This is a genomic window from Streptomyces inhibens, from assembly GCF_022221585.1.
GTDB classification, from domain to species: domain Bacteria; phylum Actinomycetota; class Actinomycetes; order Streptomycetales; family Streptomycetaceae; genus Streptomyces; species Streptomyces inhibens.
In genome coordinates this window covers 6,711,467-6,729,828 of record NZ_CP084681.1, presented here as the reverse complement: position 1 = coordinate 6,729,828, position 18,362 = coordinate 6,711,467, and the positions used below count along the sequence as shown (strand labels likewise).

Below are 18,362 nucleotides of genomic sequence, written 5' to 3'. Positions count from 1 at the left end.
CACCGGGTCCGCCCCGGCCGGCATCAGGGAGAACTCAGGGCGACGTCAGGGGCGAAGGACCTCCCCCACACGGCCCCGGCCGACTACCGTCTGACGCGTGGCTCAGTTTCGGCTCCAGGGGAGCAAGGTGCTCGCCGTCGATATGACCGGCGACGCCGTCAAGGCGAAAAACGGTGCGATGGTCGCGTACGACGGCCAGATGTCGTTCAAGAAGATGACCGGCGGCGGCGAGGGCCTGCGCGGCATGGTCACCCGGCGGCTCACGGGTGAGCAGATGGCCGTGATGGAGGTGAAGGGCCACGGCACCTGCTACTTCGCGGACCGCGCCAGCGAGATCAACCTGGTCCAGCTGCAGGGCGAGAAGCTGTACGTCGAGGCCAGCAACCTGCTGTGCACGGACGCGGCGCTGCGTACGGGCACGACCTTCACCGGCCTGCGCGGCGCCTCCCAGGGCAACGGCCTGTTCACCACCACCGTCGAGGGCACCGGCCAGGCGGCGATCACCTCCCACGGGCATGCGGTGGTGCTGCGGGTCACCAAGCAGTACCCCCTCCAGGTCGACCCGGGCGCGTATGTCGCGCACACCGGCGAGCTCAAACAGCACTTCCAGTCCGGGGTGAACTTCCGCACCTTCATGGGAGAGGGCTCCGGAGAGGCCTTCCAGATCCGCTTCGAGGGCGAGGGCCTGGTCTACGTACAGCCCAGCGAGCGCAACACCGTGGGAGGTGAGGTCTGATGCCGTTCACGGTGCTCAACTCCCGCATGGTGGAGGCCAGGATCGGTCCGGGCCAGCGGATGTTCAGCCAGCGTGGCGCGATGCTCGCCTACCGCGGCGACGTCGCCTTCACCCCGAACATCCAGGGCGGCCAGGGCGGCGTCGGCTCGATGATCGGCCGCCGGGTCGCCGGTGAGGCCACACCGCTGATGACCGTCGAAGGCAGCGGCACGGTCATGTTCGGACACGGCGGCCACCACGTCCATGTCGTCGATCTGACGGGCGAGACGCTCTATGTCGAGGCCGACCGGCTGCTGGCCTTCGACGGCTCGCTCCAGCAGGGCACGATGTTCATGGGCTCGCAGGGCGGCGTGATGGGCATGGTCCGCGGCCAGGTCACCGGCCAGGGCCTGTTCACCACGACCCTCAAGGGCCAGGGCTCGGCCGCGGTGATGGCACACGGCGGCGTCATCGAGCTGCCGATCACCCCGCGGGGCCCGGTCCATGTCGACCCGCAGGCCTATGTCGCCCACCGCGGCGACGTCCGCAACAAACTGTCCACGGCGCTCGGCTGGCGCGACATGGTCGGCCGCGGCTCGGGCGAGGCCTTCCAGCTGGAGCTGTCGGGCCAGGGCACCGTCTACGTACAGGCGTCGGAGGAAAAGCTGTGACCGGTCCCGTCGTCCACGACGTCTACTCGCTCCCCGTCGACGACAACGTCAATCCCTATGCCTTCAGCGTCGATCTGAACGGCCAGTGGTTCCTGCAGAAGGGGAAGATGATCGCCTACTACGGGCAGATCGACTTCCAGGGCATCGGACACGGCCGGCTGGACCGCCTCATCGCCGGAAGTTTTCATTCGCCACTGCACGCCGCGGACTGGGTCGTCGCCGAGGGCCAGGGAAAGATGCTGCTCGCGGACCGTGCCTTCGATGTGAATTCCTTCGATCTCGATGAGGGCAACCTCACTATTCGCTCAGGCAACTTGCTCGCGTTTCAGCCATCTCTGTCGCTGAAGCAGTCGATCATCCCGGGCTTCCTCACCCTCATCGGAACGGGCAAGTTCGTGGCCGCGTCCAACGGCCCGGTGGTCTTCATGGAGCCGCCGATCCGGGTGGACCCGCAGGCGCTCGTCGGCTGGGCGGACTGCCCCTCCCCCTGCCACCACTACGACCATCAGTACCTGCGAGGACTCCTGGGCGGACTGCGGGCGCACACCGGGATCGGCGGAGCCTCGGGCGAGGAGCACCAGTTCGAGTTCGTGGGCGCCGGCACGGTCCTGCTGCAGTCGACGGAGCAGCTGATGCCGGAACTGGCGACCGGCGCGGTACCGACCGAAGCGGGCGTTCCGGGCGGGGGCGGACACGTCCCGCAAAGTGGCTCACAACTGCCCCAGCTACCCGGCAACCTCGGGAGCCTCCAGCGCCGCTTCGGGCTGTGAGCGGTACTCTGCGCACGGTGACCTCGAACGTCTGACCAACACCGGCCCCGGCCGGCCGACGGCACCATCCTCACGGCGATTAATTCATTATTCAACTTTCACGGGTAGAATTCATCCATGACGACCGACAGCGACACCCCCTGGCTGACCGACCAGGAGCAGCGTGCCTGGCGCACTCATCTGGACGTCAGCAGGCTGCTGATGCACCAGCTCGAGCGCGATCTGCAACCGTTCGGCCTGACGAACAACGACTACGAAATCCTGGTCAACCTCTCCGAGGCCGAGGACCGCCGGCTGAGGATGAGCGACCTGGCAACCAGCACCCTGCAGTCCAAGAGCCGTCTCTCGCACCAGATCACGCGGATGGAGAACGCCGGTCTGGTACGCCGCGAGAGCTGCGAGTCGGACCGTCGTGGCCTCTACGCCGTCCTGACGGAGGAGGGCTGGGACACCATGCGCCGGGTCGCCCCGCACCATGTCGCCTCGGTCCGCAAGCACTTCATCGACCTCTTCACCGCCGAGGACCTCGAAGCGCTCCGCACCTCGCTCACCCCTGTGGCCGAACACCTCCGCAGCAAGCGCGGCAGCCTCTGACCCAGGGGCCGCGGCCCCCGCACCGGGGCCGCGGCGCCGGTGGCCGGCTCAGCCGGCCACCGGCAGCCGCAGCTCGAACACCGAGCCCTCCCGCACGGCCAGCGAGCCACCGTGCCGCACCGCGACATCCCGCGCGATGGCCAGCCCCAGCCCGGCCCCACCGTCGTCCCGCGCCCGCGCATCGTCGAGCCGTACGAACCGCTCGAAGATCCGCTCCCGCTCCCCCGTCGGCACCCCGGGCCCGTCGTCGTCGACCCGCAGCACCGCCCACTCCCCCTCGCGCACCACGGCCACCCGCACGGACGAGGCGGCATGCCGCTGCGCGTTGTCCAGCAGATTCCCCAGCACCCGCGCCAACTGGCCCCGCGCCCCGGCCACTTCCACGCCGGCCAGCTCGCCGACCCGCACCGGAACCCGGTCCCCGACCCGCTGCGAACTCTCCTCACTCACCATCGCCGCCAGATCGACCCGGGCCTGCGCGGGACGCTCCCCCGCGTCCAGCCGGGCCAGCAGCAACAGATCGGCCGCCAGCCGCTGCAGCCGTACGGTGTCCTCCACCGCGCCCGGCACATCCAGCAACTCCGGGTGCGCCACGCCCACTTCCAGCTGTGTCCGCAGACTCGCGATCGGGCTGCGCAGCTCGTGCGAGGCATCCGCGACGAACCGCCGCTGCCGCTCCACGGACGACTCCAGCGCCGCCAGCGTCTCGTTGGTCGTACGCGCCAGCCGGCCGATCTCGTCCCGCGACGACGGCACCGGCACCCGCCGGCTCAGATCCGTACTCGCGGTGATCGCGGCCATCTCCCCGCGGATCCCCTCCACCGGCCGCAACGCCCGCCGGGTCACCAGCCAGGTCACCCCGGCCACCACCACGAGCAGCAGCGGCAGCCCGATCAGCATGGCGGTGCGCACCGACCCGACGGCATTGCGCTCCGGCGCCAGCGCCGACCCCGCCCGCACCGTGGCCTTCTCCCCACGGGTGTCCTTCGCCTCGACCACCGCGAACCGGTAGTCGGCCACCGTGCCGTCGACATCCGCGGTCACATCCCGATACCGCACATCCTCATCAACCTCACCCGGCCGGAGCCCGCCGACATCGTCGTCATCGTCATCGCCGCCCTCGTCATCACCCGACCGCCCCGGCCCGGCACTCCCCGCCCCCTGCTGCGCCCGCCCCACCGGCTTCCCGTCCACCGCCCGTACGTCCTCGCCGACGGCCAGCACCCGCCCGTCGTCATCGGCGACCACCACCGGATGCTCATCACCGTCCGGCAGATCCAAGTTGCCGTACGCCGTGCCCGTGGCGATCTGCGAGGCCACCTCGCGCGCCGCGACCTCGGCCTGCAGCCCCGCCTGGTCCTGCAGAGTGCTGCGCAGCACCAGCAGCACCGCCGTACCCGCGGCGATCAGCGCCAGCGCCACCACCACCGTCGCGCCGGCCGCCGCCCTGGCCCGTACGGAGCCCAGCACCCTACCCACCGGCCACCAGCCGGTACCCCGCGCCGCGCACCGTCTCGATGTGCCCGGCGCCGAGCTTGCGCCGCAGTGCGCTCACATACACCTCGATGATGTTCACATCGCCCTCGTAGGCGAAGTCCCAGACATGCTCCAAGATCTCCGCCTTGGAGACCACATCCCCCGCCCGCACCGCCAGCTGCTCCAGAACGTCGAACTCCTTGGCGGTCAGCGCCACTTCGGCGCCGTCCCGCTCCACCCGCCGCGCCCCCTGATCGATGGCCAGCGGCCCCACCCGCACCACCGTCCGCGCACTCCGGCCACGCCGTCGCAGCAGCGCCTTCACCCGTGCCACCAGCACCACGTACGAGAACGGTTTGGTCAGATAGTCGTCCGCGCCGGTGTCCAGCCCCTCCGCCTCGTCGTACTCGCCGTCCTTGGCGGTCAGCATCAGCACCGGCACGTCATGGCCGGCCGCCCGCAGCGCCCCGCACACGCGGTAGCCGTTCATCCCCGGCAGCATGATGTCCAGCACGACCAGGTCGTAGCCGCCCTCACCCGCCCGGTGCAGCCCCTCCAGGCCGTCGTGCACCACATCGACCGCATACCCCTCGGCCATCAGGCCCTTGGCCAGCGACAGGGCCAGCCGCTTCTCGTCCTCCACGATCAGAAGTCGAAAGGGGTGGCGCGGTGGGGGTCCCCCCGGACGGAGTCCGGGGGAGCTTCCGGCAGGGCGGTGGTGGGCGACGGGTGGGAGCATGCGCTCACCATGCCACCCCGAACCTGAAGACCCCTTCAGGTGGCTTCAGCTCCCCTTCAGCTTCCCTCGGCCACTGTGATGGCACAGCCGATCGCAAGGGGAGAACACATGAAGCGCCACCTCGTCATCGCCACCGCCGCCGCGGCCGCCCTCGTCGCCGGCGGCACGGTCACCGCCGTCGCGGTCAGCAACAACGACGGCGCCGGCAGCGCCCGCTCCGGCGCGCAGATCTCGGCACAGCCGGCCGCGCAGAACTCGGGTGCGCAGGGCGCGGGTACGGAGGGCACGGGTGCTCAGGGCGCGGCACAAGGCGGCAGGTCCAGCATCCGCATGCAGGACGACGACGCCAACGGCCGGGAGGACATCCGCGAGGCCAACGCCGCCAAGGTGACCGCTCCGGACGCCGCGGCCGCCGCGCTGAAGGCCGTCCCCGGCACCGTGGCCGGACTCGACCTGGACGCGGACCGTCCCGGCCTGGTCTGGGACGCGGACGTGCTGGGCAAGGACGGCAAGTGGCACGAGATCACCCTCGACGCCGGTACCGCGCGGGTGCTGAACCAGCACATCGAGCACGAGGACGACGACAGCGGTCAGCTCCGCGACGACCTCAAGGCCGCCAAGACCGATGCCTCGACGGCCGCCCGTACCGCCGCTGCCTCGTACGGCACGGTGACCTCCGTCGAACTGGACGACGACCACCGGGCGAAGGCCGTCTGGGAGGTCGAGACGGTCACCAAGGACGGCAAGGAGCACAAGCTGCTGGTCGACCCGCAGTCGGGCAGGCTGAGTGTGGCCGCGGCGCGTGGCGCGGACGACTGAGCCACTTTCACGCCTGGCGGCGGGGCCCTGGGGGCGGGTTCCGCCGCCGTCGTTCGTGGCTGAGGCGGGTTCGCTGTCGCGTGGTGGGTGGGTGGGCCGGAGGGGACACCCGGTACCCCGTCCTCGGCGCGGGCGTCGCGGCTCCATGGGATTGATTACCCCGGCGTTTGCTCCAGGTCCTGCGGGCGGGGCACCGGGCATCCCCTCCGGCCTCCGCGCGTGGGCGACCGTCCCGCCGTACCTATGACTGTTACGAACTGACGCGGCTCGGGTCTCGCCGTAAGTGTCGGCGCTGGGGCTGTGGTCTGTGGTCTGTGACGGGCGGTGCCGCCGGGCGGCAGACGGGACGACACGTAGGCCGGAGGGGACGTACCGGGACCCGCCCGCAGGACCTGGAGCAAACGCCGGGGTGCGGATATCTGGGACCCGAGACGCCCGCGCCGTGGGGGCACCTCCCGGCCGAAGGCTGGGGGAGGGTTCCGGTGCGGCCCCTCCGGCCCCCGCGACACACACGCAACCCGCAAGGCCCCAGCCGCCACCCCGGCGGCAGCCGCAAAGGAGCGCTCAGCCCCCGTTAGTCAACCCATCGACCAACTCATCCGCCGCCCGATACGGATCCGTCTCACCGGAGACGATCCGCTCGGCCAGCGCGTCCAGGCGGCGATCCCCCCGGAGATCGCCGATCCGTTCCCGCAGAGCCGTCACCGCGATCGTCTCGACCTCGTGGGACGCGCGGGAGTGGCGGCGCTCGGCGAGTACGCCGTGCTCCTCCATCCAGGCCCGGTGCTTCTCCAGGGCCTCGACGACCTCGTCGACGCCCTCGCCGCGGGCCGCGACCGTTTTGACGATCGGCGGCCGCCAGTCCCCGGGGGCGCGGGATTCGCCCAGCCCCAGCATGTGGTTGAGCTCGCGGGCGGTGGCGTCGGCCCCGTCCCGGTCGGCCTTGTTGACGACGTAGACGTCGCCGATCTCCAGGATTCCGGCCTTGGCCGCCTGGATCCCGTCGCCCATGCCGGGAGCGAGCATCACCACGCTCGTATCGGCCTGCCCGGCGATCTCCACCTCGGACTGGCCGACGCCGACCGTCTCGACGAGGATCACGTCGCAGCCGGCCGCGTCCAGCACCCGGATCGCCTGCGGTGCGGCCCACGCCAGGCCACCCAGATGGCCGCGGGTGGCCATCGAGCGGATGTAGACGCCGGGGTCGGAGGCGTGCTCGCTCATCCGGACGCGGTCGCCGAGCAGCGCACCGCCGGAGAACGGCGAGGACGGGTCGACGGCGAGCACGCCGACCCGCTTGCCCGTCTTGCGGTACGCCGTGACCAGGGCCGACGTGGTGGTGGACTTGCCGACGCCGGGTGAGCCGGTCAGCCCGACGACATAGGCGTTGCCGGTGAGCGGTGCCAGCGCCGCCATCACCTCGCGCAGCTCCGGTGACGCCCCCTCCACGAGGGAGATCAGCCGGGCCACCGCCCTGGGCCGGCCCTGCCGTGCCTGCTCCACCAGCTGTGGGACGTCCACCATCGCTGCTCGGCTCCTTCGGCTCGCTCGTACGCGTTCGGCTCGGCCGTACGCGCTTACTTACCCGGTACGCGAATGATCAGCGCGTCGCCCTGGCCACCGCCACCACACAGCGCGGCGGCACCCACGCCACCGCCCCGCCGGCGCAGCTCCAGCGCGAGGTGCAGCACGATGCGGGCGCCGGACATACCGATCGGATGGCCCAACGCGATGGCACCGCCGTTGACATTCACCTTTTCCGGGGATACCCCGAGGTCCTTCATTGACTGCACGGCGACGGCCGCGAACGCCTCGTTGATCTCGATCAGGTCAAGATCGTCGACGGTCAGGCCGTCCTTCTTCAGGGCGTGGTTGATGGCGTTGGAGGGCTGGGACTGGAGCGAGTTGTCCGGGCCCGCGACATTGCCGTGCGCGCCGATCTCCGCGATCCATTCCAGGCCCAGTGCCTCGGCCTTGGCCTTGCTCATGACGACGACGGCGGCCGCGCCGTCGGAGATCTGCGAGGAGGTGCCGGCGGTGATCGTGCCGTCCTTGGCGAAGGCCGGCCGCAGCTTGCCGAGCGACTCCGTGGTGGTCTCGCCGCGGATGCCCTCGTCCTTGCTGAAGATGACCGGCTCGCCCTTGCGCTGCGGGATCTCCACGGGGGTGATCTCGGCCTCGAAGAGCCCGTTCTTCTGGGCGGCGGCGGCCCGCTGGTGGGAGCGCGCGGCGACCTCGTCCTGCTCCGGTCGGGCGATACCCAGCCGGGTGTTGTGCTTCTCGGTGGACTCGCCCATGGCGATGTTCTCAAAGGCGTCCGTGAGGCCGTCGTGCGCCATCGCGTCGAGCATCTCGACGGCGCCGTACTTGAAGCCCTCGCGGGACTTCGGGAGCAGGTGCGGGGCGTTGGTCATGGACTCCTGGCCGCCGGCGACGATGATGTCGAACTCACCGGCGCGGATGAGCTGGTCGGCCAGGGCGATGGCGTCGAGGCCGGAGAGACAGACCTTGTTGACGGTCAGCGCGGGGACGTTCATGGGGATACCGGCCTTGACGGCGGCCTGGCGCGCCGGGATCTGCCCTGCCCCGGCCTGGAGGACCTGGCCCATGATCACGTACTGGACCTGGTCGCCACCGATGCCCGCCCGGTCCAGTGCCGCCTTGATGGCGACGCCGCCCAGGTCGGCGCCCGAGAAGGTCCGCAGGGACCCCAGGAGCCGGCCCATGGGGGTGCGCGCTCCTGCCACGATCACTGAGGTGGTGCCGTTCGTGCCGTTCGTTGCAGACATGCGGTGCGGCCTTCCTTTGCAGGGAAGTTAACGAGGGTTCCCGTCAATGTACTGAGCGGTACGCGCCGGGTCACCGGCAAGCGGGTGTGATCGCGCGCACGTTGCGTAACCAGCCGTGTGAGCGGTGCACTGGAGCCATGCTGACGCGAATCGACCACATCGGGATCGCCTGTTTCGACCTCGACAAGACTGTCGAGTTCTACCGTGCCACGTACGGCTTCGAGGTGTTCCACTCCGAGGTCAACGAGGAGCAGGGTGTCCGGGAAGCCATGCTCAAGATCAATGAGACGTCGGACGGCGGCGCCTCGTATTTGCAGTTGCTGGAGCCGACCCGCGAGGACTCCGCGGTCGGTAAGTGGCTGGCCAAGAACGGTGAGGGCGTCCACCACATCGCCTTCGGTACCGCGGACGTGGACGGCGACTCCGAGGCCATTCGGGGCAAGGGCGTCCGGGTCCTTTACGACGAGCCCAGGAAGGGTTCGATGGGGTCCCGGATCACCTTTCTGCACCCCAAGGACTGCCACGGTGTGCTGACCGAACTCGTCACCGCGGCGCCTCCCTCCGAGACGGACCACTGACCTTCACGTTCCCCGGCCGGTAGAGTGCAGCCTCGGCCGGGGTACGGGAGTGGGGCTCGGTCCATACTCTGCCGATGATCTGACACCATTTCTTCGGAAGGGTCAGCTCCGATGGGTGCCAGTCCGGTACGACGTGACGTGTACGGGACGAGCACTGCAGGAACGGAGACGGCCGCCACCATGACCAGGGGACGGATGGGACCGCGCAGTGCGGGGCAACGACCGCTACGAGGCTGACGACCACCTCTCGCAGTTCGAAGCCGAGATGGAGCGGCTGAAGACCGAGCGGGACAAGGCCGTCCAGCACGCCGACGATCTCGGCTATCAGGTCGAGGTGCTGCGCGCCAAGCTGCATGAGGCGCGCCGCAACCTCGCGACCCGCCCTGCCTACGACAACATCAGTCACCAGGCCGAACAGCTGCTGCGCAATGCGCAGATCCAGGCGGACCAACTGCGTTCGGACGCCGAGCGCGAGCTGCGCGAGGCGCGGGCACAGACCCAGCGGCTGCTGCAGGAGCAGGCCGAGCGGCAGTCCCGGCTGGAGGCCGAGCTGCACGCCGAGGCGGTCAGCCGCCGGCAGCGGCTCGACGAGGAGCTCAACGAGCGCCGGCAGACCGTCGAATCGCATGTCAACGAGAACGTCGCCTGGGCCGAACAGCTGCGCGCCCGTACGGAGTCGCAGGCCCGCCGGCTGATGGAGGAGTCCCGGGCGGAGGCCGAGCAGGCGCTGGCGTCCGCGCGGGCCGAGGCGCAGCGGCTGGCGGAGCGGGCCCGTGAGCGGCTGGGCACCGAGGCCGAGCAGGCCCGTGCCGAAGCGGAATCCATCCTGCGGCGGGCGCGTACGGACGCCGAGCGGCTGCTGAACGCCGCCTCCAACCAGGCCCAGGAGGCCACCGATCAGGCCGAGCAGCTGCGTACCAGCGCCGGCACCGAGTCGGAGGAGGCGCGCCGGCAGGCCACCGAGCTGACCCGCGCCGCCGAGGCCCGTATCCAGGAGGCGGATGCGGCGCTGCGCGAGGCGCGCGCCGAGGCCGACAAGCTCGTCGAGGAGGCGCAGCAGAACGCCACCAAGCGGCTGACGGCGGCCGAGTCGGAAAACGAGCAGCGCACCCGTACGGCCAAGGCGGAGATCGCGCGGCTGGTCGGCGAGGCCACCAAGGAGTCCGAGGCGCTCAAGGCGGAGGCCGAGCAACTGCGGGCGGATGCCCGCGCGGAGACCGAGCGCCTGATCGCCGAGGCGCAGGAGACCGCCCGGTCCAAGGTGGCGGAGGACTCCGCGGCGCAACTGGCGAAGGCGGCGCGCACCGCCGAGGAGGTGCTGACCAAGGCGTCGGAGGACGCCAAGGCCACCACCAAGGCGGCCGCGGAGGAGGCCGAACGGCTGCGCAGCGAGGCCGAGGCCGAGGCGGACCGGCTGCGCGAAGAGGCGCATGACACCGCGGCGCAGCTCAAGGGCGCGGCGAAGGACGACACGAAGGAGTACCGCGCCAAGACCGTCGAACTCCAGGAGGAGGCACGGCGGCTGCGCGGTGAGGCGGAGCAGCTGCGGGCGGACGCGGTCGCCGAGGGCGAGCGGATCCGCGGCGAGGCCCGCCGGGAGGCGGTCCAGCAGATCGAGGAGGCGGCCGGTACCGCCGAGGAGCTGCTGGCCAAGGCCAAGTCCGATGCCGAGGAGACCCGTTCGGGTGCCGTCGCGGAGAGCGAGCGGGTGCGGACGGAGGCCATCGAGCGCGCCTCGTCGCTGCGCCGGCAGGCCGAGGACGCGCTGGAGCGGGCCCGTTCGGAGGCCGAGCAGCTGCTGACCGAGGGCGCCGAGGCCGCGGAGCTGGTGACCACCGAGGCCGACAAGGCCGCCGCGAAGCTGCGCTCGGAGGCCGAGGAGGCCGCGCAGGAGCGGCGCGCCGAGGCGCAGGCGGAGCTGGACCGGCTGCGCAGCGAGGCGGAGGAGCGGGTCACCGCCGCCGAGGAGTCGCTGCGCGAGGCACGTGCCGAGGCGGAGCGGCTGCGCCGCGAGACGCAGGAGGAGGCGGCCCGGCTCAAGGCGGAGGCCGCGGAGCGTCGGCGGACACTGCAGCAGCAGGCCGAGGAGGAGGCCGAGCGGCTGCGTACCGAGGCCGCCGCGGATGCCTCGGCGGCGCGTTCCGAGGGCGAGTCGGTGGCCGTACGGCTGCGCAGCGAGGCGGCGGCCGAGGCGGAGCGGCTCAAGGCGGAGGCGCAGGAGACCGCGGACCGGGTGCGCGCGGAGGCGGCGACCGCCGCGGAGCGCACGGGTACGGAGGCGGCGCAGGCGCTGGCAGCGGCCCAGGAGGAGGCCGCGCGGCGGCGCCGGGAGGCCGAGCAGCTGCTGGGCGAGGCCCGCGAGGAGGCCCACCAGGAGCGCACCGCGGCGCGCGAGCAGAGCGAGGAGCTGCTGGCATCGGCCCGTACGCGGGTCGCCGAGGCGCAGGAGGAGGCCGCGCGGCTGGTCGAGGACGCGGACCGGCGGGCCGGCGAGCTGGTGGCGGCGGCCGAGCAGACCGCGCAGCAGGTGCGGGACGCGGTCGCAGGGCTGCACGAGCAGGCCGGTGAGGAGATCGCCGGGCTGCGTTCGGCGGCCGAACACGCGGCCGAGCGCACCAAGTCCGAGGCGCAGGACGAGGCGGACCGGGTCCGCAAGGACGCCTACGAGGAGCGGGAGCGCGCCTCGCAGGACGCGGCGCGGGTGCGGCACGAGGCGCAGGAGGCGTCGGAGGCCGCGAAGTCCCTTGCCGAGCGGGCGGTTTCCGAGGCCATCGAGGAGGCCGAGCGGCTGCGTACGGAAGCGGCCGGTGTGCTGGACGAGGCGCGCCGGGACGCCAACACGGCGCGGACCGAGGCGGCGGAGCAGGCCGACCAGCTGGTGTCGGAGGCGACCGCGCAGGCGGAGAAGCTGGTCGCGGACGCCTCGGCGAAGGCGCAGCGGCTGCGTACGGAGGCCTCGGACGCGCTGGCCGCGGGCGAGCAGGACGCGGCGCGGGCCCGTGCGGAGGCGCGGGACGACGCGAACCGCATGCGCTCGGACGCCGCGGAGCAGGCCGATGCCCTGATCACCGAGGCGCGGGCGGAGGCCGAACGGATCGTCACCGAGGCGACCGAGCTGACGTCTTCGGCGCAGGACGACGCGGACCGTACGGTCCGGGAGGCACAGCAGGCCGCCGACCAGCTGCGTACGGACGGCGAGCAGCAGGCGCGCGCCCTGGTGGCGGAGGCGACCGAGGCGGCGGACCGGCTGCGGGCCGAGGCGGCCGAGGTGCTGGAGAGCGCGCGTACGGACGCGGAGCGCACCGGCGACCAGGCGCGCGAGGCGGCCAACAAGACGCGTTCGGACGCCGCGGAGCAGGCCGACCAGCTGATGTCGGAGGCGGCCTCCGAGGCGGAGCGGCTGCGCACCGAGGCGGCGGAGACGACCGCGGACGCCGAGCGGGACGCGGACCGTGCCCGGGCCGATGCCCGGGAGCAGGCGGACCGGATGATCGCGACGGCCACCGCGGAGGCGGACCGGCTGCGGGCAGAGGCGGCCGAGACGGTCACCGCCGCGCAGGAGCACGCCAACCGCACCCGTAACGAGTCCGCGAAGGTCAAGGAGGACGCCGAGGCGGCCGCCGAGCAGCTGCGTACGGAAGCTCAGCAGGAGGCGGACCGGCTGCTCGACGAGGCGCGCAAGGACGCCGCCAAGCGCCGTGGGGACGCCGCGGAGCAGGCGGACCAGCTCGTCGCCAAGGCGCAGGAGGAGGCGCTGAAGGCGGCCACCGCCGCCGAGGAGCAGGCCGACACGATGGTCGGGGTGGCCCGCAAGGAGGCCGAGCGGCTCGTCTCGGAGGCCACGGCCGACAGCAATGCCCGGGTGGAGAAGGCCCGTACGGACGCGAACACGCTGCTGGAAGAGGCCCGCGGCGACGCCACGGCCATCAGGGAGCGTGCCGAGGAGCTGCGGCAGCGGATCGAGTCCGAGATCGAGGAGCTGCACGAGCGGGCCCGCCGGGAGTCGGCGGAGACGATGAAGAACGCCGGCGAGCGGGTCGACAAGCTCATCGCGCAGGCCACGGCGCAGCAGGTGGAGGCCGAGGAGAAGGCCGACCAGCTGGTGTCGGACGCGAACAGCGAGGCGAGCAAGGTCCGGATCTCGGCGGTGAAGAAGGCCGAGGGTCTGATCAAGGAGGCCGAGAACAAGAAGGCCGAGGCGGTGCGCGACGCGGAGCGGATGCGTTCCGAGGCCAAGGCCGAGGCCGCCCGGATCGTGGACGAGGGCAAGCGGGAGCTGGAGGTCCTGGTGCGCCGGCGCGAGGACATCAACACCGAAATCTCCCGAGTTCAGGACGTTCTGGAAGCCCTGGAATCGTTCGAAACACCCGGCGGGGGCGGCGACGGCAAGGGCGGCGGGGTGAAGGCGGCCGCGGGGGCGGGTGCAACTCGTTCGAGTGGCAAGCAGTCTGAGGGGTAGCCACTCAAACGAGGGGTCATTCTCCAGATCAAACGGGCAATGACTCGATGACACGCCGTTGTGACCCCTAGGATTCTCCTTATCACCTCACCGGTCTCTTTCGACAGGAACCCCATGAGCGACACTTCCTCCCCCTTCGGCTTCGAGCTCGTGCGGCGTGGGTACGACCGCGGTCAGGTGGACGACCGCATTACGAAGCTCGTCGCCGACCGCGACAGCGCGCTGGCCCGCATCACGTCGCTGGAAAAGCGGATCGAGGAGCTGCACCTCGAAACGCAGAACGCCCAGGCGCAGGTCAATGACGCCGAACCGTCCTACGCGGGCCTCGGTGCGCGCGTGGAGAAGATCCTCCGTCTCGCCGAGGAGGAGGCCAAGGACCTGCGCGAGGAGGCCCGCCGGGCCGCCGAGCAGCACCGTGAGCTGGCCGAGTCGGCCGCCCAGCAGGTCCGTAACGACGCCGAGTCGTTCGCCGCCGAGCGCAAGGCGAAGGCGGAGGACGAGGGCGCCCGGATCGTCGAGAAGGCCAAGGGCGAGGCGTCCACGCTGCGCTCCGAGGCGCAGAAGGACGCGCAGTCCAAGCGCGAGGAGGCGGACTCCCTCTTCGAGGAGACCCGTGCCAAGGCCGCGCAGGCCGCCGCCGACTTCGAGACCAACCTCGCCAAGCGCCGTGAGCAGTCCGAGCGCGACCTGGCCTCGCGTCAGGCCAAGGCCGAGAAGCGCCTCGCGGAGATCGAGCACCGCGCCGAGCAGCTCCGCCTGGAGGCCGAGAAGCTGCGTACGGACGCGGAGCGCCGGGCCCGCCAGACGGTGGAGACCGCGCAGCGCCAGGCCGAGGACATCGTGGCGGACGCCAACGCGAAGGCGGATCGTATCCGCAGCGAATCCGAGCGCGAGCTGGCGGCGCTGACGAACCGCCGCGACTCGATCAACGCGCAGCTGACCAACGTCCGCGAGATGCTGGCGACGCTGACCGGTGCGGCGGTGGCCGCGGCCGGTGCCCCCGGCGAGGAGGAGCCCATCTCCCGCGGCGTCCCCGCCCAGCAGACCCGCTGAACCGCCGGCAGGTTTCGCCCCGTACGACAGCGCCCCCGTACCGCCCTCTGTGGCGGTCACGGGGGCGCTGTCGTACGGGGGGTCAGCCGGGCGGCCCCGCCCCGGTGGCAGGGGGCACCGGACGCGCCTAGCGTGCGGTACATGATCGAGCTCGAGGGGCTGACCAAGCATTACGGCGACAAGCTCGCCGTGGACCACCTCACCTTCACGGTGCGGCCCGGCATCGTCACCGGCTTCCTCGGCCCCAATGGTGCGGGCAAGTCGACGACCATGCGGATGATGCTCGACCTGGACAACCCGACCTCGGGGACGGTCCGGATCGACGGCAAGCACTACCGGCAGTTGCAGGATCCGCTGACGTACATCGGCGCGCTGCTGGAGGCGAAGGCGGTGCACGGGGGCCGCAGCGCCGCCAACCATCTGCTGTGTCTGGCGCAGAGCAACGGCATTGCGCGCAACCGGGTCGCCGAGGTGCTGGACATGGTGGGGCTGAGCACGGTCGCCAAGAAGCGTTCGAAGGGGTTCTCGCTCGGAATGGCGCAGCGGCTCGGTATCGCCGCGGCGCTGCTCGGCGATCCACAGGTGCTGCTCTTCGATGAGCCGGTCAACGGCCTCGACCCCGAAGGCATCCACTGGATCCGCAATCTGATGAAGAATCTCGCGGCCCAGGGCCGTACGGTCTTCGTCTCCTCCCATCTGATGAGTGAGATGGCGCTCACCGCGGACCATCTGGTGGTGATCGGACAGGGCCGGCTGATGGCCGACACCTCGATGAAGGACTTCATCCACCAAAACTCCCGGTCGTACGTCCGGATGCGGTCCCCGGAGCAGCAGCGGCTGCTGGACGTGCTGCACACCGCGGGCATCAACGCGGTGGCGGTCGGCAACGGCTCGCTGGAGATCGACGGGGTGCCCGCCGACCGGCTGGGCGAACTGGCCGCCGAGCACCGGCTGGCCCTGCACGAGCTGAGCCCTCAGCAGGCCTCACTGGAAGAGGCGTTCATGCAGCTGACGGCCGAGTCGGTGGAGTATCACGCGCACGACGGCGATCCGGTACCGGCACAGGCCGGTCTCTCGCCGCACACCCGGACCCCGGGAGAACCGCAGTCGGCCGGGGCAGCGCCGGGCGAGCCGCAGCCGACCGGCTGGGGCACGGACTGGCAGAGGAAGAGGAGCTGACGGATGGCGGCGGTCGGGCAGGTCATTCGGTCCGAATGGACCAAGATCAGGTCGGTGCGGTCGACGGTGTGGACGCTGGGCATCGCCGTGGTGGTCACCATCGTGCTGGGTGTGCTGATCTGCACCCTGGCCAGCAACGACTTCGACTCGATGCCGGTCAGGGACCGGCTTTCTTTCGACGCCACCAATATCAGCTTCGCGGGGATGGGCCTGGGGCAGCTGGCGATGATCGTCTTCGGGGTGCTGGTGGTCTCGAACGAGTACAGCACCGGCATGATCCGCGCCTCGCTGGCCGCCGTACCGCAGCGCGGCACCTTCCTGTTCTGCAAGCTGCTGGTGGCCACCGCGCTGGTCTTCGCCGTCGGCCTGGTAACCAGTTTCTTGACGTTCTTCGCGGGGCAGGCGGCGCTGGGCGACCTCCGGGCGTACATCGGCGATCCCGGGGTGCTGCGGGCGGTGATCGGCGGCGGGCTCTATATGACGCTGATCGCGCTGTTCTCGATGGCGGTGGCCACGATGCTGCGCAGTCCGATGCTCTCGCTGGGCATCCTGATGCCGTTCTTCTTCCTGATCTCGAACATTCTGGGAAATGTCTCGGCGACCCGGAAGCTCGGCCGCTTTCTGCCGGACCAGGCGGGCTCGAAGATCATGCAGGTGGTCGCGCCGGCCAACGACAATGTGCCGTACGGCCCGTGGGGCGGGCTCGGCATCATGATCGCCTGGACGGCGGCCGCGCTCATCGGCGGGTACGTCCTGCTGAAGAAACGGGACGCCTGACCGCCGGACGCGCCCGTCCCCTGGGGTGATCCTCACGTCCCTTCCGTTTTGACGGGAACCGTCAACGGACCGATAGCCTCCTAACCCTCACGGGGGCACGAGGGCGCCTCTGCCCCGACCAATCTCGCGAGGGGCGGAGAATGATCGAGGCAGTCGGCCTGACAAAGCGCTATGGCGCCAAGACGGCCGTGTACAACCTGTCGTTCCAGGTACGGCCGGGCACGGTGACCGGCTTCCTGGGGCCCAACGGCTCCGGTAAGTCGACGACCATGCGCATGATCCTTGGCCTGGACGCACCGACCTCGGGGCACGCCACCATCGGTGGCCGGCCCTTCCGCAACCTCCCCAACGCGCCCCGCCAGGTGGGCGCGCTGCTCGACGCCAAGGCCGTGCACGGCGGCCGCAGCGCGCGCCAGCATCTGCTCTCGCTCGCCCAGCTGTCCGGCATTCCGGCCCGCCGGGTCGACGAGGTGCTCGGCGTGGTCGGCCTGCAGGAGGTCGCGGCGCGGCGCTCCAAGGGCTTCTCGCTCGGCATGGGCCAGCGCCTGGGCATCGCGGCGGCGCTGCTCGGCGATCCGCAGGTGCTGCTCTTCGACGAGCCGGTCAACGGTCTCGACCCCGAAGGCATCCTGTGGGTGCGCAATCTGATGAAGCAGCTGGCGGCCGAGGGCCGTACGGTCTTCGTCTCCTCGCATCTGATGAGTGAAATGGCGCTCACCGCCGAGCACTTGATCGTGATCGGCCGCGGGCAGCTGCTGGCGGACATGTCGGTCAAGGACTTCATCTCGGCCAACTCCGCCGATTTCGCCCGGGTCCGTACACCCGACACCGAGCCGGAGCAGCGCGAGAAGCTGACCGCCGCGATCGGTGAGGCGGGCGGACAGGTCACGCCCGAGCAGGACGGTGCGCTGCGGGTGACCGGGCTGCCGCTCCCCCGTATCAGCGATCTCGCGCACGGGGCCGATGTCCGGCTGTGGGAGCTGTCGCCGCACCAGGCCTCCCTGGAAGAGGCGTACATGCGGATGACGCAGGGCGCCGTGGACTACCGCTCGACGGCCGACCCGCGGGCCGGTCTGCAGGAAGCCCCCGCCGGGTACGCCCCGCAGGGCGGCGCACCGCAGGGGTACGCCGGTGGCCCGGGGTACCCGGCCGGTCAGCCCCAGATGCCCGGCCAGGTTCCGGCCGGTGTCCCCGGCCAGGGGCAGCCGAATCCGTACGCCCAGCCCGATCCGTACGCCCAGCAGGCGCCCGGGGCCGCTCCGGGGCCCGGATATCCGCCGCCCGGACAGCCTCAGGGTCACCCGTACGGGGCACCCGCGTCATACGGTGCGCCCCACCCTTACGGGCAGCAGCCCGCCGCGCCGATGCCGCCCGCGGCCCCCGCGCAGCCCGCGCCCACCGCCCCCGCCGCCATGCCCACGCCGCACAACGAGGACGCCCGATGACCAGCCCTCAGCAGCCGCAGCCCCAGCCGCAGCCTGAGCGCGGACCGCACGACACCGGCGCGCAGGAGCAGCCGGTGCCGCCCGCGCCGCCGATGCCGCCCACCGCACCGCCGGCCGCACCGCAGCAGCCGCCCGCCCAGGCCGCACCGGCCCCGCCCGCCCAGCCACAGCAGCCCGCGCCCGCCAAGGAGGCCGGCACGATGATGCTCCAGGCCCAGCCGGCACCGGAGCAGCCCGCGCCGGCCAAGGAAGCGGGCACGATGATGCTCCAGGCCCAGCCGGCGCCCGAGCAGCCCGC

Annotated in this window: 15 protein-coding genes; 11 read left to right on the top strand and 4 right to left on the bottom strand. The window is 71.4% G+C overall.

The window, feature by feature from the left end:
- Positions 1-97: 97 nt before the first annotated feature.
- The 4 genes from KI385_RS30590 (at position 98) to KI385_RS30575 (ending at position 2,750) form a co-directional block, all read left to right on the top strand.
- Positions 98-736 carry an AIM24 family protein gene (locus KI385_RS30590; protein WP_238575333.1) on the top strand — a complete coding sequence of 213 codons (639 nt, stop codon included), beginning with the start codon at positions 98-100 and terminating at the stop codon, positions 734-736.
- On the top strand, positions 736-1,386 hold the full coding sequence (locus KI385_RS30585) for an AIM24 family protein (protein WP_238575332.1): 651 nt from the start codon (positions 736-738) through the stop codon (positions 1,384-1,386). The genes KI385_RS30590 and KI385_RS30585 overlap by 1 nt, the downstream gene beginning before the upstream one ends.
- The gene (locus KI385_RS30580) at positions 1,383-2,156 is read left to right on the top strand and encodes an AIM24 family protein (protein ID WP_238575331.1); all 774 of its coding nucleotides are present in this window, start codon (positions 1,383-1,385) and stop codon (positions 2,154-2,156) included. Before KI385_RS30585 ends, KI385_RS30580 begins: the two co-directional genes overlap by 4 nt.
- A 117-nt stretch (positions 2,157-2,273) precedes the next feature.
- Positions 2,274-2,750 (top strand): MarR family winged helix-turn-helix transcriptional regulator, encoded by a 477-nt coding sequence (locus KI385_RS30575; RefSeq protein ID WP_238575330.1) that lies wholly within the window; start codon positions 2,274-2,276, stop codon positions 2,748-2,750.
- Positions 2,751-2,798: 48 nt separating this feature from the next.
- Here the strand turns inward: KI385_RS30575 and KI385_RS30570 are convergent, their stop codons facing one another.
- Together KI385_RS30570 and KI385_RS30565 are read right to left on the bottom strand one after the other, a co-directional pair.
- On the bottom strand, positions 2,799-4,229 hold the full coding sequence (locus KI385_RS30570) for a sensor histidine kinase (protein ID WP_238575329.1): 1,431 nt from the start codon (positions 4,227-4,229) through the stop codon (positions 2,799-2,801).
- Entirely contained in the window at positions 4,222-4,965 is a 744-nt protein-coding gene (locus KI385_RS30565) for a response regulator transcription factor (RefSeq protein ID WP_281066923.1), read from the bottom strand. The genes KI385_RS30570 and KI385_RS30565 overlap by 8 nt, the downstream gene beginning before the upstream one ends.
- Positions 4,966-5,073: 108 nt before the next feature.
- Between KI385_RS30565 and KI385_RS30560 the strand changes: the two genes are divergently transcribed.
- Positions 5,074-5,784, top strand: a complete 711-nt coding sequence (locus KI385_RS30560; protein WP_238575328.1) for a PepSY domain-containing protein — start codon at positions 5,074-5,076, stop codon at positions 5,782-5,784.
- Positions 5,785-6,348: 564 nt separating this feature from the next.
- Here the strand turns inward: KI385_RS30560 and meaB are convergent.
- Together meaB and KI385_RS30550 are read right to left on the bottom strand one after the other, a co-directional pair.
- The gene (meaB, locus tag KI385_RS30555) at positions 6,349-7,308 is read right to left on the bottom strand and encodes a methylmalonyl Co-A mutase-associated GTPase MeaB (RefSeq protein WP_128510390.1); all 960 of its coding nucleotides are present in this window, start codon (positions 7,306-7,308) and stop codon (positions 6,349-6,351) included.
- Positions 7,309-7,361: 53 nt separating this feature from the next.
- Positions 7,362-8,537, bottom strand: coding sequence for an acetyl-CoA C-acetyltransferase (locus KI385_RS30550; protein WP_238577926.1), 1,176 nt, complete (start codon positions 8,535-8,537; stop codon positions 7,362-7,364).
- 173 nt (positions 8,538-8,710) lie between these two features.
- Here KI385_RS30550 and mce point away from each other — a divergent pair, with 173 nt between their 5' ends.
- The 6 genes from mce to KI385_RS30520 all read left to right on the top strand — a co-directional run bounded on the left by mce (position 8,711) and on the right by KI385_RS30520 (position 18,064).
- On the top strand, positions 8,711-9,151 hold the full coding sequence (gene mce / locus KI385_RS30545; RefSeq protein ID WP_128510391.1) for a methylmalonyl-CoA epimerase: 441 nt from the start codon (positions 8,711-8,713) through the stop codon (positions 9,149-9,151).
- Positions 9,152-9,359: 208 nt separating this feature from the next.
- Complete coding sequence (scy, locus tag KI385_RS30540) at positions 9,360-13,610, top strand: polarized growth protein Scy (protein ID WP_281066922.1); 4,251 nt, start codon at positions 9,360-9,362, stop codon at positions 13,608-13,610.
- Positions 13,611-13,724: 114 nt separating this feature from the next.
- Complete coding sequence (locus tag KI385_RS30535) at positions 13,725-14,663, top strand: coiled-coil domain-containing protein (RefSeq protein ID WP_238575327.1); 939 nt, start codon at positions 13,725-13,727, stop codon at positions 14,661-14,663.
- Between the two features lie 141 nt (positions 14,664-14,804).
- Entirely contained in the window at positions 14,805-15,842 is a 1,038-nt protein-coding gene (locus KI385_RS30530) for an ABC transporter ATP-binding protein (RefSeq protein WP_238575326.1), read from the top strand.
- A 3-nt stretch (positions 15,843-15,845) separates the two neighbouring features.
- Positions 15,846-16,619 carry an ABC transporter permease gene (locus tag KI385_RS30525; protein ID WP_238575325.1) on the top strand — a complete coding sequence of 258 codons (774 nt, stop codon included), beginning with the start codon at positions 15,846-15,848 and terminating at the stop codon, positions 16,617-16,619.
- A gap of 140 nt (positions 16,620-16,759) precedes the next feature.
- The gene (locus KI385_RS30520) at positions 16,760-18,064 is read left to right on the top strand and encodes an ABC transporter ATP-binding protein (RefSeq protein ID WP_238575324.1); all 1,305 of its coding nucleotides are present in this window, start codon (positions 16,760-16,762) and stop codon (positions 18,062-18,064) included.
- The last annotated feature ends 298 nt before the right edge of the window (positions 18,065-18,362 follow it).

Bases quoted from the DNA above. Each gene is read 5' to 3' on its own strand.
- KI385_RS30585 (WP_238575332.1), top strand. From the start codon at position 736: ATGCCGTTCACGGTGCTCAACTCCCGCATGGTGGAGGCCAGGATCGGT.
- KI385_RS30575 (WP_238575330.1), top strand. From the start codon at position 2,274: ATGACGACCGACAGCGACACCCCCTGGCTGACCGACCAGGAGCAGCGT.
- KI385_RS30565 (WP_281066923.1), bottom strand. From the start codon at position 4,965: ATGCTCCCACCCGTCGCCCACCACCGCCCTGCCGGAAGCTCCCCCGGA.
- KI385_RS30560 (WP_238575328.1), top strand. From the start codon at position 5,074: ATGAAGCGCCACCTCGTCATCGCCACCGCCGCCGCGGCCGCCCTCGTC.
- meaB (WP_128510390.1), bottom strand. From the start codon at position 7,308: ATGGTGGACGTCCCACAGCTGGTGGAGCAGGCACGGCAGGGCCGGCCC.
- mce (WP_128510391.1), top strand. From the start codon at position 8,711: ATGCTGACGCGAATCGACCACATCGGGATCGCCTGTTTCGACCTCGAC.
- KI385_RS30535 (WP_238575327.1), top strand. From the start codon at position 13,725: ATGAGCGACACTTCCTCCCCCTTCGGCTTCGAGCTCGTGCGGCGTGGG.
- KI385_RS30530 (WP_238575326.1), top strand. From the start codon at position 14,805: ATGATCGAGCTCGAGGGGCTGACCAAGCATTACGGCGACAAGCTCGCC.
- KI385_RS30525 (WP_238575325.1), top strand. From the start codon at position 15,846: ATGGCGGCGGTCGGGCAGGTCATTCGGTCCGAATGGACCAAGATCAGG.
- KI385_RS30520 (WP_238575324.1), top strand. From the start codon at position 16,760: ATGATCGAGGCAGTCGGCCTGACAAAGCGCTATGGCGCCAAGACGGCC.